The 12,458-nt window shown below is 42.0% G+C and carries 15 protein-coding genes and 1 riboswitch; of the genes, 2 read left to right on the forward strand and 13 right to left on the reverse strand.

Going from position 1 to position 12,458, the window contains the following annotated elements:
* The 13 genes from V6B33_RS05755 to V6B33_RS05815 all read right to left on the reverse strand — a co-directional run bounded on the left by V6B33_RS05755 (position 1) and on the right by V6B33_RS05815 (position 9,914).
* A complete protein-coding gene (locus V6B33_RS05755; RefSeq protein WP_334216787.1) occupies positions 1-1,014 on the reverse strand; it encodes a sugar kinase in 1,014 nt (337 codons plus the stop codon).
* A complete protein-coding gene (gene dagF, locus V6B33_RS05760; RefSeq protein WP_442915476.1) occupies positions 1,007-1,756 on the reverse strand; it encodes a 2-dehydro-3-deoxy-phosphogluconate aldolase in 750 nt (249 codons plus the stop codon). Before dagF ends, V6B33_RS05755 begins: the two co-directional genes overlap by 8 nt.
* Entirely contained in the window at positions 1,753-2,862 is a 1,110-nt protein-coding gene (locus V6B33_RS05765; RefSeq protein ID WP_334216788.1) for a DgaE family pyridoxal phosphate-dependent ammonia lyase, read from the reverse strand. Before V6B33_RS05765 ends, dagF begins: the two co-directional genes overlap by 4 nt.
* The gene (locus V6B33_RS05770) at positions 2,840-3,943 is read right to left on the reverse strand and encodes an amidohydrolase/deacetylase family metallohydrolase (RefSeq protein WP_334216789.1); all 1,104 of its coding nucleotides are present in this window, start codon (positions 3,941-3,943) and stop codon (positions 2,840-2,842) included. Before V6B33_RS05770 ends, V6B33_RS05765 begins: the two co-directional genes overlap by 23 nt.
* Before the next feature lie 412 nt (positions 3,944-4,355).
* Positions 4,356-5,072 (reverse strand): ATP-binding protein, encoded by a 717-nt coding sequence (locus tag V6B33_RS05775; RefSeq protein ID WP_334216790.1) that lies wholly within the window; start codon positions 5,070-5,072, stop codon positions 4,356-4,358.
* Entirely contained in the window at positions 5,069-5,554 is a 486-nt protein-coding gene (locus tag V6B33_RS05780; protein WP_334216791.1) for an ECF transporter S component, read from the reverse strand. Before V6B33_RS05780 ends, V6B33_RS05775 begins: the two co-directional genes overlap by 4 nt.
* Positions 5,538-6,137, reverse strand: coding sequence for a cob(I)yrinic acid a,c-diamide adenosyltransferase (locus tag V6B33_RS05785; protein ID WP_334216792.1), 600 nt, complete (start codon positions 6,135-6,137; stop codon positions 5,538-5,540). Before V6B33_RS05785 ends, V6B33_RS05780 begins: the two co-directional genes overlap by 17 nt.
* A gap of 53 nt (positions 6,138-6,190) precedes the next feature.
* A complete protein-coding gene (locus tag V6B33_RS05790) occupies positions 6,191-6,616 on the reverse strand; it encodes a bifunctional adenosylcobinamide kinase/adenosylcobinamide-phosphate guanylyltransferase (RefSeq protein WP_334216793.1) in 426 nt (141 codons plus the stop codon).
* Positions 6,568-7,245, reverse strand: a complete 678-nt coding sequence (locus V6B33_RS05795) for a histidine phosphatase family protein (protein ID WP_334216794.1) — start codon at positions 7,243-7,245, stop codon at positions 6,568-6,570. Before V6B33_RS05795 ends, V6B33_RS05790 begins: the two co-directional genes overlap by 49 nt.
* Entirely contained in the window at positions 7,203-8,003 is an 801-nt protein-coding gene (cobS, locus tag V6B33_RS05800) for an adenosylcobinamide-GDP ribazoletransferase (protein WP_334216795.1), read from the reverse strand. Before cobS ends, V6B33_RS05795 begins: the two co-directional genes overlap by 43 nt.
* A complete protein-coding gene (locus V6B33_RS05805) occupies positions 8,000-8,569 on the reverse strand; it encodes a bifunctional adenosylcobinamide kinase/adenosylcobinamide-phosphate guanylyltransferase (protein WP_334216796.1) in 570 nt (189 codons plus the stop codon). The genes cobS and V6B33_RS05805 overlap by 4 nt, the downstream gene beginning before the upstream one ends.
* Before the next feature lie 75 nt (positions 8,570-8,644).
* The gene (locus V6B33_RS05810) at positions 8,645-8,776 is read right to left on the reverse strand and encodes an iron chelate uptake ABC transporter family permease subunit (RefSeq protein WP_334216797.1); all 132 of its coding nucleotides are present in this window, start codon (positions 8,774-8,776) and stop codon (positions 8,645-8,647) included.
* A 148-nt stretch (positions 8,777-8,924) separates the two neighbouring features.
* Entirely contained in the window at positions 8,925-9,914 is a 990-nt protein-coding gene (locus V6B33_RS05815; protein WP_334216798.1) for an ABC transporter substrate-binding protein, read from the reverse strand.
* A 132-nt stretch (positions 9,915-10,046) separates the two neighbouring features.
* Positions 10,047-10,232: riboswitch (cobalamin riboswitch) on the reverse strand.
* Between the two features lie 288 nt (positions 10,233-10,520).
* Between V6B33_RS05815 and V6B33_RS05820 the strand changes: the two genes are divergently transcribed.
* Entirely contained in the window at positions 10,521-11,159 is a 639-nt protein-coding gene (locus tag V6B33_RS05820) for a GntR family transcriptional regulator (RefSeq protein WP_334216799.1), read from the forward strand.
* Positions 11,160-11,423: 264 nt separating this feature from the next.
* On the forward strand, positions 11,424-12,437 hold the full coding sequence (locus V6B33_RS05825) for a TRAP transporter substrate-binding protein (RefSeq protein ID WP_334216800.1): 1,014 nt from the start codon (positions 11,424-11,426) through the stop codon (positions 12,435-12,437).
* The last annotated feature ends 21 nt before the right edge of the window (positions 12,438-12,458 follow it).

Genomic DNA, 12,458 nt, shown 5'->3' on the forward strand with positions numbered 1-12,458 from the left:
TTACCTTTTGATATCTTCAATCGTTCCTGCCATCGCCGACAGGATTTCAGTTTCAGTTGACATTGGGGTATCGCCAACAATCGTACACGCAAGCATGCCTGCTGCTGCTGCAAACTCTACTGTCTTAACTTCAGGAAAACCCACTAATTCTCCATGCAAAATCCCACTGGTGTAAGCATCCCCGGCACCAATTCGATCATATACAGAAAATGTTTTATTTCTTGAAAATAAAAATGTGTCGTTTTTATAGATATACCCTCTAAGTGAATGGGTATTATTGCTGTTAACTGCCCGATGCGTTCCTGCAATGGTTTGAATGTCAAAGGATTTTGCCACCTTTGGAATGAGTTCTCTCAATTGTTCCTCTTTTGATGTTTTGTCTGTCTTCATTCCTAAAACAAACATTGCGTCTTTTTCATTCATCATCACAATGTCTGCTAAAGAAAGCATTTCTTCATAATGAGGTTTTGCTTGAGCATAGCCCCCATTCCATAAAGAGGGGCGATAATTACAATCAAAACAGACAACGCCACCCTTTTCTTTTACTCTTTTCGCAAGAACTTTCATTTTCTCACGGACTTGGTCTGTCATGGCAAGTGTAATCCCGCAAAAGTGAATGATATCAGCATGTTCAGCGATCAAATCCATATCATAATCAGTATCCTCTGCCGTATTAAAGCTGCTTTCCAAGCGATTTGTATAGGTCACACGGCTTGCACGCTGTCCAAAGCCATTTTCTAAGAAATACATCCCGATGTATTGCCCGCCTTTGGAAATAAATTCTCTTCCGATTCCTAATCGTTGTAAGAAACTAACCGCCGCATCGCCTAGAGGATTATCTGGTAATTTTGTGACAAGATATCCTTCATGGCCGAGCTTTGTCATGGCAGAAGCGACGTTTACTCCCGTGCCTGAGAACGAGTATTTTAATGTGTTCGCTTGTGTTAGCAATTCGTAACCGGGAACCATCAAACGAATCATCACTTCTCCAAACGCTATCACTTTTTTAGGCATATCGGCTAACCAAATCTTTTGTAATCGATAGTAATGTTCTTACATCTTCAACATTTGTTTCACCCGTATCTTTATGAATAATAGACGAATAGACATGAGGAATAATTTTAGGTACACGTGCTTTCAATGCAATTTCCAATATTTTTGAAAAATTATCCAAATCAATGCCGCCGGTTGGTTCTAAGGCAAATCCTTCTTCACCACATGCTTTTGCGACTGCACGAAATTCATCTTCATGTTTTAACCCTTTCATCGGGAAGTATTTCAATGCATTTCCTCCCATATCACGTACGAGTGCAATAGCAGATTTAATTGGAACAATCGCGCTTTCTGCTTCCTCACTAAATGAGCCAGTCGAGATATTAACATAACCGACTTGACCAGTTGGAGAAACAAGAGAGTTAATCCAGCTGCTTTTCTCCCCTACATTTGCCCGTGTCGCACCGACACTTGGGAAAACCTGATTAATGTGACTACCCTGATAGAATTTTGCAATTTCAGCCACAATCGCAGCCTGTCTATTATCTCCTCCACCTAAACCTATTGAAACAGCATCATCAATGGCTCTTCCATATTCCTTCATCGAACGTACAGCTTCTTCAACTGTTGGATAATCCTTTGAAAGCACACCTACTAATACATACCCTTCAGCAGCCTCGAACACTTTCTTAGCATTTTCAATGCCATTCGCCAACACATTCAGTGCCACTCGATCTTGATAAAAATGTTGCTCGATATTCATGATTCGTTTCCTCCCAAAATAGCTTTTAATCTTTCTTCAATTATATAAATTTCTTCATTCTGCAGTGGACGCGGGTCAATATCAAAGAATCCTTGACGAATTCCGTAGTCCCTTGTGTAAATCGCGATTTCTCCAGTTCTTAACTTGTCATTGACTTCCTTCGCGGTAGTCTTGGCAACCGTCGGGTCAATCTGAATCCGAGCTCTGAAAATAGCCCGTCCAGCCTCATCTTGGACAACTCTTACAGTTACACCTTCAATTGAATTGAGTGATTGAAGAACTTCAAGTCTTGCCTTTTCCTTCCTGCTATTATCCTTTTTGAGAAAATATTCATCTAATGCCTGTAATAGGCCAAAGGTCGTTTCTTTCCCCACCTTCATACTTCTGCCGATACCATGCATTTGTACTTTTATCCAGTCGATATATTTTTGCTTCCCAGCCACGATACCTGAGGTTGGGCCTTCAATGGCTTTAGATCCACTGTAAATCGCTAAATCTGAAATTTGCACATATTTTTTCAAATCTTCTTCAGCAGCCGCATCCACGATTAAAGGAACATGATTCGCTTGAGCAACTTCCCAAGCTTCTTTAACCGAAATCATATTTTTTTGAACGGCATGATGAGACTTGACGTAAAGAATTGCAGCTGTGTTCTCATTGATTGCATCCTCAATATGCTCTGCTGTCCCTTCATTTACATAGCCAACCTCTAGAAGTTTTCCTCCACCAAGATACACCATTGTTTCGATTGGGGCACCGTATTGGACATTATGGCCTTTTAGCATGATGATTTCGTTTTTTGGTATTCCTTCTTGGTGAAGTCTTTCACTTTTCCGGCGATTACCTTCCGTGATAATGGCCGCGACGGATAAGGCAATTCCACTTGAAGCAGAATTCGCGACAATTGCTGCTTCAGAATCTAGTAGACCGGCAATATGAGAGCCTGATTTATCTACCAAATCGAATATTTCAACATAATTTTGTCCACCAATTTTCATAGCTTCCATTACCGTATCCGTTGGAGAGGAAACACCTAAAACACTCATTCTTCCACTTGCATTAATCACTCTTTTTAATCCATATTTAGCATTCAATGTATTCTCCATCTATAACCACTCCTTTTACCACAATATTTTTGTCACAAATTCGTTCTACCCCTTCAGAATCTCTCAATACAATCGCTTGATCTTCCACAGAAAATAACGTAAGGCTCGCCATATCTCCTGCTGCAATCCTTCCAAGCTCCGGCTTTTGTAACCATTTTGCAGCATTCACGGTAACTGCATCAATCACCTCCGTAAGAGAGTAACCTAAGTACAAAAACTTTGTTAAGAGGTTTGCCATGCTATAGACCGGGCCATTCAACCTGTTTTTCCGATAAATATCTGTGCTGATGGTGTCAAATTTTATTCCATGTTCTTTTGCTCGCTCTGCAGCTAAAAAGGAAAAACTTGCATTACCATGTCCAACATCTAAATGAACGCCTCGTTCGATTGCTTCCAGGAAAGCAGGAAGAGGTTTACCAGAATCATCAAATAAATTATTCCTTTTACCATGCAAGTAATGAGTAATAATGTCATGTTCCCTAAGTAAATCAAGGACTTCATTAATATCTGGCGGCCCAGAACCAATGTGAACCATAAGCGGCAGATTGGTATCCGTTGAAAATTCACGTGCCATTTTTAAAGGTTCTATACCATTTGAACCAACTACGCTTCTGCTGATTCTAGCTTTAAGCCCAACGATAAAATCGCGATTCTCCTCAATGGATTTATGTAATTTGTCTTCATTTAGCCAAGAGAGATTTGATAATTCATCAATCCGCTCTAATCCGATATGAGAGATATTGAGGAAGACAAGCACTTTGGTTTTTGCTTTTTTCAAGTTGCGAACCAAGTCTTGTATTCTATCAGCTCCCGTACTTCCCGCATCAATAATGGTAGTGACACCTGATTTATAACCAATCTCGTCTATATCATCTCCGTAAGGATCAAATTCCGGAAAGGCGTGTACATGCATGTCAATCCATCCGCTGGAAACATACACTTGATGGTGAAAATCTATTATTCTTTCTCCGACTCCTGTACCAGGCGGAGCAATGTCTGCAATTTTCTTGTTGGATACTACAATATCTGCAGCTTTTCCATCTGTCGTTTTTACATTCCGCAATACGAATGTAGATGCCATGCCTACCAACCCTTTCTATTATTTTTAAAATGTAAGCGTTTTTGTTTACAAAAATAGATTAACATTAATATTTTGATAATTCAATATAACGTTATAATGTTTAATTTTATAAAAATATGTCTTGGTGGGGGTTTAAGCATAAAAAGCGCAGGGAGGTATCTCCCTCTTCCAATATTTAATTAAATCTAAAGTAGAAAGGTTTGAGAGGAAGATCTCAACTGTAGGGATGAGGTGGCGGAAATTATGAAACATGTTTGGATGAATGTAGAATAACGAAGTTAAGGCTCTCTTAAGATTGGTTTAAAGGGATATTGAAGGTTAATGAGGATATATTGCTGTCATTAGAGATAACATAGTTTTTACAATCTTTCAATGTAAAAGGAAGCAAGAGAACCGCCGACCCCTTGCTCCTTTACTTCCTAATCAACAACGAATGATAATAACACCCAGCAAGTTCCCTAACTTCACCTTCATCTTCTTCCCGCAATTTCACTAAAAAGCATGTCGAAGGACCACCTGACACAAACATGTCGAGGGGACATTGCACATTCTTTTCTGTCAATGAAGCATTACCCGTTAATACCCTAAGCTCTTCCAGAATACCCTTTGAACCAACAGGAATTAAATCCCGAATGACTGGATGCCTGCAGCATGTGGTGAACAGGCTTAAAGGTGCAGCCATTTCCATATTATCCAGAACCTGATTCCCTGTTAACGGGGCACCTATTACAGCATACGAATACCCATGTTCAAGTGCCTTCTCATTTTTAACAACCGGCCTTTTGCCAAGAACGGTGATTCCGAGGGCGGACTGTTTTAAAGGAAAGTTGGATTCTGTGCTGCCTGTGATCAAAACTTCTTCTAATTCAGCTTCTTTTAGAGCGGTCTCTGCTCCTTTTTTATACGCTTCCCAAACGTTATCTCCCGAAAAATTGTGGATGATGACTGAAAAAGGCTTTGCTTTGACTGCCAAAACTTCCATTACCGCTACCCGGGTTGAGTAATAGGCGGTGATTCGATCATCCACTTTGACTGCATCCTCTTCCTTTGTCCCGATCCCGCCGCTGTTATCCGTTGCGACGATGATTTCTTCATTTGAAGATGAAGGAATGATGCTGACGTCTCTCATGATGGCCTCCTGACCTTTTCTTGAAAATAACGGTTTAAAGGGGGATAAGCGAAATGAGCAATTGTCAGGTTCAGGAAAGCCCCGATGCATAGGGAAGGAAGAATTGAAAAATAAAACGCTTTGCTAATAATAAAAATAAACGGAAGCGGAGCAATAAAAGCATTGATGATAAAGAACGAACCTGCCGCAATCACTGGAGATTTTTTGAACACCACACCAAACAACCAGACTGCTCCTCCCATTTCGGCTGCAATCAACACATGGAGCGGTCCCAGCGGAAAACCTGCTAAAGTTGAGGAGATCAAGTGCCCGGACATGGCTGTGACAGCTCCAAACCCGCCGCCTATAATAGAAGCTGCAAGCAGTGCGGCAAGTGAATCCAAGGCAACGCTTCCAACAACGGCAGGGATTTTAATCATGCCTCCTGCAGCACTAAGTGAAACAAAGAGTGCGAGTAATGTAAGCTTATTCGTTCTTTTCATGGGGATTCACCTTTTTTCGAGCTGAAGAAAAGACGTTTGCACTTCTTTCATATTCAACATCCTGCAATCCCATTCTGTGATTGATCGCCCTTGCCAGAGCAAAAAAATAGTCAGATAAGCGGTTTATGTACTGCAAAGTCACTTCAGGAATTTCTGCATTTGATTTGATAAGACTGACGATTTGCCGTTCAGCCCTTCGGCTGATAGTACGGGCAATGTGGATCGTTGCCGCTGGTCCTGCCCCTCCTGGAAGGATAAATTTCTCTAGCGGCGGGGTTTCCCCAATATACTGATCAATCCTCTCCTCGAGATAATCAATCGTTTCGCTTTTAAGCTTCATCGGAATCTTATCCGTCGCATTCGCCAGATCCCCGCCACAGTCAAAGAGTTCATGCTGAATTTTCTCCAGGTCATCGAGAAGGTCCTGGAACATACCTTTGTCCAATTCAGACACAGCTTTCCCTACGAATGAATTTAACTCATCGATCGTGCCATATGCCTCTACCCTTACATCATCCTTATCGACACGACCTCCTATGATATTGGTCCTGCCTTTATCGCCTTTCCGGCTGTATATTTTCATAGATTCCTTCTCCTTTTGGTAAAATTCTTATCGTTCACGAAGGCATCCTTCGCTCATTTTAGCCTCTGCGGCAAACCAAACCAGATTTCATAGACATGATCGGAAAGCTTGACTAGATCCTGATATACCCATCCTGTAAGATCCCGCCACTTTCTTTCAGCAGGATCAACAGGTACTATTCCCCGCCCAATATCAGATCCAATCCATATCACGTTTCGGGACGCTGATGTTTCTTCCCAATTCATCCACTTTTCAAACAGTGATTGAAATTCGCTTCTGATCATTTCAATTTCTTTCTCTTTCCTGACTTCATTAAGAATAAGATATTCGAAGCCTTCCAGTACAACTGTATTCTGAAACGAATCAGGCTGAGGGAGAGTAAGTTCTTCAGATCCTTTCAGCCACGCAAGCTTTTGCTTATTGGTCTTCCTCACCCATTCAGATTTCCCGTTGAAGGCACCGCCCGTAACGAACTGCATGTTTTTCCACTCCTCCATTCATCGGCTGTCCAACTCAATTCATACCCTCCGCCAAATGGGATCTGCCATTCCCAAAAACTTCTTTCTTCTGCCGTCAATTTTGTCAATAAATGTCTAATAACGCCGCCATGAGTGACAATCGCTATCCTCTTAGTTTGGCAGTCACAAGGTAGATGACTGCCGGAATTTTTGACACATTTCGGGCCGTGCCTATCACGAATGACTATATCCTTTACCTGCAGCCAGCCCATTCTAAGTCTTTCATGGAAACCGCCGAGGCTTTCGCCGCCCGGTATTTGAATGCTTGAGTCATTAAGCCATTCCCGGTAACCTCCATTCGATTTTAGTTCCTCGTATGTTTTCGTTTCCCATTCTCCAAAATGGAGTTCCCTGAATAAATTAGATTCCAGATGAGGAACATCTTGAAACAGTGCTTCTGCGGTTTGTTTACACCGTGCTAGATCACTGGTGATGACCAATTCATATGAAGAATACAGAGGAGCTTGCTGAACCAATTCGTTGCGGCTTGCCTCCGGTAAAATGGCATCATGCCAGCCAATATACTTTTTAGCGCGATTCTCTTCCGTCAGGCCATGCCGGTATAAGCCGACAACCACACGATCATCCATAATAGTGTCTCAGCTCCTTCCACTGATGCCCCAAGTGTATCTCCGGTGATGCCTCCAAACCACTTGATTGTCTGGCGTCTGATCCACAGGTTCAGCAATACTGCAGCCAACGTGAACAGCAAGAACAAATCGGCTATATTCGGCAATAACCAAAGGAAAATGACAGCAATCAGAACATAAGGAATCGAATAAGTCAGCAGGTACACGGGACTTGTGTGCTGTTTAAAGTAATGCGCCATCCCTTCTTCCTTGGCCGTTTTTCCTGTTACCATCAGGATTCCCATGATCATTCTGCTGAAAAAAGGAATGACCCCGATCATGGATGCCAGAACTAAAGAATCTAACATCATACTTTCATAGATAAATAGGAAGCGCGCAGACAACAGAACGATGACGGATATAACAGCAAATGCTCCAGCCCGCGGATCTTTCATGATCTCCAGACGTTTCTCTTTATCCTGATAGGAAAAATAAGCGTCAGAGGTATCCATCCAGCCGTCAAGGTGTATACCTCCTGTAAGGATAATCGGCAACACCCAAACGATAAAGGCAAGTGCCAGAGAGGAAAGGTTCGTCCACTCATTCAAGCAATAAAGGAGGCTGCCCATGATACCGCCCATAATCAACCCGAGTACCGGAAACATCATGACGGTCCTTTTTATCACGTTTCGATCCATTTTTATTGAAATCGGAATTGGCAGACTTGAGAAAAATTGAAGGCTGACCAGCAATCCCAATACATAACCTTTGACATTCATTCTGCCGGTAGTCCCCTTCCTTTTTTCAACACTGGAATGCCGTTCTTAACTGAATAGGCTTCAGTTGCAATTTCAACGAGTTTTTGGTGAGCCATTCCCAGAGTTTTCGTAAAACTTTTCACAAAGTCATCAGCAGCAACCGGTTCGCAAAAAACATCGTTGCTGACAAGGATGAGCTTGCCGGCATTCTTGGATAGTTTCTTAACATCCTCAACGATCTTTTCTGTCAACTTTTGTTCATTGATCGATTCTGCTAAAAACATTTCATTAGTCAGCAAAGTCGTCACACAATCAAGCAATACGATATCTTTGGAGAAGAAGTTTTCAGACAAAGAACCAATATTCACCGGGCATTCCCAAGTCATCCAACTATGCTCCGATTTTTCTCTGTCCGCCTGATGCCTTCTTATCCTTTGACTCATCTCATCATCCAACGCCCTGCTGCAGGCAATATAATGCAGGGTTGCTTCAGGCACGGCAGATTGATAAAATTCTGCCCTGCTTTCGGCGAAAGAACTCTTTCCGCTGCGCACTCCTCCACATATAAAAATAATTTCTGCCGTCATTTGGTTATCCCTCCATCGCTAGGTACATTTTCAGCGTAAATTCGCCACGAACATCATCGCTCCGACTGAAGCACCTTAGGAACCCCCAAAAATATAAGGGTCAGCCAAAGGATTCCTCGATAAACATTGAAAAGCGGCTCCCGCAATTGCGAGAGACGCTCCAACAAGAAATGCCACCAGTGCCCGGACCAGCTTGATACGATTCACGATAATGATCTACATTTGACCTTCAGAATGCAGGACAGGGTAACGGAAAATCTTTGCACCGGGGATCGAAAGAATATGAGATACCGGGAATGAAATCGTGCCCATCTAAATACCTGTCAGCAGTGAAAATATGAAGCTCCATACGAAACTATTCCTTGAATACATCCGGATAGACCGCTTTTGCAAGCTCCTCTACTCCTTGTACCAGCCTCGGGCCGGTTCTCGTTACTAAATCCGAGTGAACATCATATACTTGTTCATTTTTGATGGCAGGTACACCCTCCCATCCCTCTCTGCTTAACACTAAGTCTTTCGCATTTTCTGTGTAATACCCATAAGTGGTGAGGATGACATCGGGATTCAGGGCGATGATGGCCTCTTCATTCATCTTCACCCAGCCTTCTTGTTCTGCAGCTGCATTATCTGCATTAATCAACGTAAGCATTTCATCCATGAAGGTATTACTTCCAGAAGTGAAAATCTCTGGTGAAGGAGACACTTCTACAAAAACGCTCTTTTTCTCTTCTTCTGGAACTTGGGCTGCTTTATCTTTCACCGCCTGAAGATCATCTTTCATTTTCCCGATGGTTTCTTCGGCCTGTTCATCAGCACCTGTGGCCTTGCCGATCATTTCAATAGTAGAGTAAACTTCTTCGAAACTTTTAGCGTCTTCTATGACCAAAACAGTGATACCAGCGTCTCTTATCTGCTGGAGAGCATCAGTTGCCGATCCCATTACCGAACCATGGGCAAGCACCAGATCAGGTGATAAGGAAAGGATTTTTTCTACATTGAACTCCATACCGCCGATCTTTTCTTTTTCAGCCGCTTCAGGAGGATAGTTATCAAATTCTGATACACCTACAATTTTATCACCCAGCCCTAATTCGAAAGCAATTTCGGTATTACTCGGGATAAGAGATACAATCTTTTCCGGTTCTTCTTCAATCGTTACCTCATTATCCAACGCATCCTTGATTGTTACAGGAAAAGCTGCTGATTCCTGGTTTTCAGCTTGCTCCTTATCTGCTGAATCAGCTCCAGCGTTTTCATTATCTGTGTTTCCGTTACTTCCGCAACCGGCAATGACGCCGATAGAAAGCAGCGATGCAAGCAATAACAAGTTAATCTTTTTCACTTTATGTTCTCCCCTTTTTCATCTTAAACTAAAAAAACATCTCTTCCTGAAGAAAGAGATGACGTGTAAAAGGCATATTTTGATTCAAATTCAAAATTGATGCGATTTACACCTTCCCTATCCTCGTAGGCTTTTGGTGCACGGTAACAGGCAGGTCTCCTGGCTTATGGTCATTGCCCGCTGTTCCTTCCCATACAAATGTACAGTGGTATTAACAGCCGGCTCCCAAATTACAGTGGCGGGACCGCGTTGGAATTTCACCAACTTCCCTATTATGACTTCAGTTCGACTAAAGTCACCTGTTTACGACAATATGTATTAAATTTTCCGCTAGCTAGATTATACACAAGAAAGGTTGTAAGGGGAATCATTTTGCAGAATATTATTTTAATAGAATGGGACTGGGACAAGGGGACAGGTCCCTTGTCCCAAACGAACGAACCAACCTACCTTTATTTATGGGACGGGGGACCTGTCCCCCTGTCCTTCGAAGCAGGGGGACGGTTTAACCGCCCCTCTGCTTCCCATTGCAACCCACAATTATATACAATATAATTCATCATATATAATCTCACGAATCTAAAACGATAAGGACGGTCGGTTAAAATGGCGAATCCAAAAAAAGTGAACACGCTTGTTTCCCTCAAAGATGAGGTGAAAGAGAAACTTAGAGAGGATATTATTATGCTTAAGCTGGAGCCTGGCGACCGCATTGTAGAGACAGAAGTGGCAAAAAGGCTCGGGATTAGTCAAGTGCCGGTAAGAGAAGCACTTAGAGGCTTGGAGGAAGAAGGGCTCATTAATACGATCAAGTATCGGGGTGCCTTTGTCTCTGATATAAACCAGGTTGAAATGTATCATATGTTTTCATTAAGAGCAAAAATTGAAACAGATGCTATTGAAGCGATTCTTCCGCATCTAACCAAAAAAAACTTCGGTGAATTATATGATATCGTGGACAAAATGAAAAACGGCGAGAACGATTATGCTGTTCAGTCGCGGTTGGATATGGAATTTCATCGTACAATCATTGAATGGGCAAATGTAGATGTATATTTAAGAATTTGGGGAATGTTAACGAATCATATTCGAAGATACATCACGTTATTGAATCCAAAGGTTCGAATCCTTCCAGAGGAAGTACATCAATATCATCAAGCCCTTGTGGAAACGCTGGAAGAAAGAGATGTAGAGAAAGCTAAAAACGTTTTTAAAGAACATATTATGAAAATGGTTGAAAAATAGACTTAAACAAAGACCCCTATCTATAGCTTTATTTAAAGATAGGGGTCTTGACGTGTCGTTTTAAATTATATATAATCACAAATATTATATATAATATTAAATCTGAATTTTCACAATTGGTTGTTGAGTCGTTAGCAAAGGGGGAAAATAAAGGATTTTTTATGAAGCCTTTTGTTAGCGGTTACATTTTTAAGAATTTCACTTCAGTATCTGCAGTATTCTCATGCTGTTTCATACAGTTACATTAAAAAAGGGGGAATAAGGATGAATAAGAAGTTCAATGTTTTTAGCTTGCTCATTGCAGCTGTCTTAATGATTGGGTTAGCAGGTTGTGGAAAAAGTGCCGGTGGATCCGGTGACTCCGATACGATTACGTTAAAGCTGGGTCACAATCAACCGATATCTTCACCATTCCATGCAGGGGCGGAAAAATTTGCGGAATTAGTATCAGAAAAATCGGATGGGAAAGTGAAAGTCGATGTCTATCATGACAGTCAACTGGGGGATGAAGGAGAACTCGCTGCAGGTACGAAGATGGGAACAGTGGATATCTCTCTTGTGGCCACTGGAAGTGTGACACAATATTATCCCCGTTATTCCATGTTTGATCTGCCTTTTCTCTTTAGGGACTACGATCATGTAGATAAAGTATTACAAGGTAAAGTTGGGGAGCAGCTTGCAAGTGAAGCGGAAGAACAAGGCGGCTTTAAAGTGATGAGCTACTGGGAGTCAGGGTTCAGGCACTTTTTAAACAGTAAACGTCCTTTGGAATCACCGGAAGATCTGGAAGGATTGAAAATCAGAACACCTGAATGGCCGGTATTAACTTCTGCCACAGAGACGCTTGGGGCAAGTGCAGTACCTATGCCATTTTCCGAGCTTTACATGGCCGCACAGCATGGGGTTGTGGATGGGCAGGAAGGACCTATATTTGCCATAAAAAGTTCGAAGATGTATGAAGTACAAGATTACATGGTCTTAGATGGTCATACGTATACAGCCATGCTGCTTATTATGAACCCTGATAAATTTAATAGTCTTCCGAAGGATGTCCAGGAGGCACTGACGGAGGCATCGAAAGAAGCCGGCGATTATGAGAGAGAGCTGATTCGTGACAATGAAAAGAAAGATATTCAATACCTTAAAGAGGAAGGTGATTTAACAATAGAAGAAAACCCGGATAAAGAAGCATGGAGAGAAGCCGTTGAACCTGTATATGACAAGTACAGCGATGAATTCGGCAAGGATCTTATTCAGCAGATCATGGATACAAAGTAGATTGAAACGGGGGGCTTCCAA

The organism is Mangrovibacillus sp. Mu-81 (assembly GCF_036867415.1).
GTDB lineage: Bacteria > Bacillota > Bacilli > Bacillales > Bacillaceae_B > Rossellomorea.

Excerpts from the sequence above, each read along its gene's own strand:
- V6B33_RS05785 (WP_334216792.1), bottom strand. The coding sequence starts at position 6,137 with ATGAAAATATACAGCCGGAAAGGCGATAAAGGCAGGACCAATATCATA.
- V6B33_RS05755 (WP_334216787.1), bottom strand. The coding sequence starts at position 1,014 with ATGCCTAAAAAAGTGATAGCGTTTGGAGAAGTGATGATTCGTTTGATG.
- V6B33_RS05770 (WP_334216789.1), bottom strand. The coding sequence starts at position 3,943 with ATGGCATCTACATTCGTATTGCGGAATGTAAAAACGACAGATGGAAAA.
- V6B33_RS05790 (WP_334216793.1), bottom strand. The coding sequence starts at position 6,616 with ATGCAGTTCGTTACGGGCGGTGCCTTCAACGGGAAATCTGAATGGGTG.
- V6B33_RS05795 (WP_334216794.1), bottom strand. The coding sequence starts at position 7,245 with ATGGATGATCGTGTGGTTGTCGGCTTATACCGGCATGGCCTGACGGAA.
- dagF (WP_442915476.1), bottom strand. The coding sequence starts at position 1,756 with ATGAATATCGAGCAACATTTTTATCAAGATCGAGTGGCACTGAATGTG.
- V6B33_RS05805 (WP_334216796.1), bottom strand. The coding sequence starts at position 8,569 with ATGACGGCAGAAATTATTTTTATATGTGGAGGAGTGCGCAGCGGAAAG.
- V6B33_RS05775 (WP_334216790.1), bottom strand. The coding sequence starts at position 5,072 with ATGAGAGACGTCAGCATCATTCCTTCATCTTCAAATGAAGAAATCATC.
- V6B33_RS05825 (WP_334216800.1), top strand. The coding sequence starts at position 11,424 with ATGAATAAGAAGTTCAATGTTTTTAGCTTGCTCATTGCAGCTGTCTTA.
- V6B33_RS05765 (WP_334216788.1), bottom strand. The coding sequence starts at position 2,862 with ATGGAGAATACATTGAATGCTAAATATGGATTAAAAAGAGTGATTAAT.
- cobS (WP_334216795.1), bottom strand. The coding sequence starts at position 8,003 with ATGAATGTCAAAGGTTATGTATTGGGATTGCTGGTCAGCCTTCAATTT.
- V6B33_RS05820 (WP_334216799.1), top strand. The coding sequence starts at position 10,521 with ATGGCGAATCCAAAAAAAGTGAACACGCTTGTTTCCCTCAAAGATGAG.
- V6B33_RS05780 (WP_334216791.1), bottom strand. The coding sequence starts at position 5,554 with ATGAAAAGAACGAATAAGCTTACATTACTCGCACTCTTTGTTTCACTT.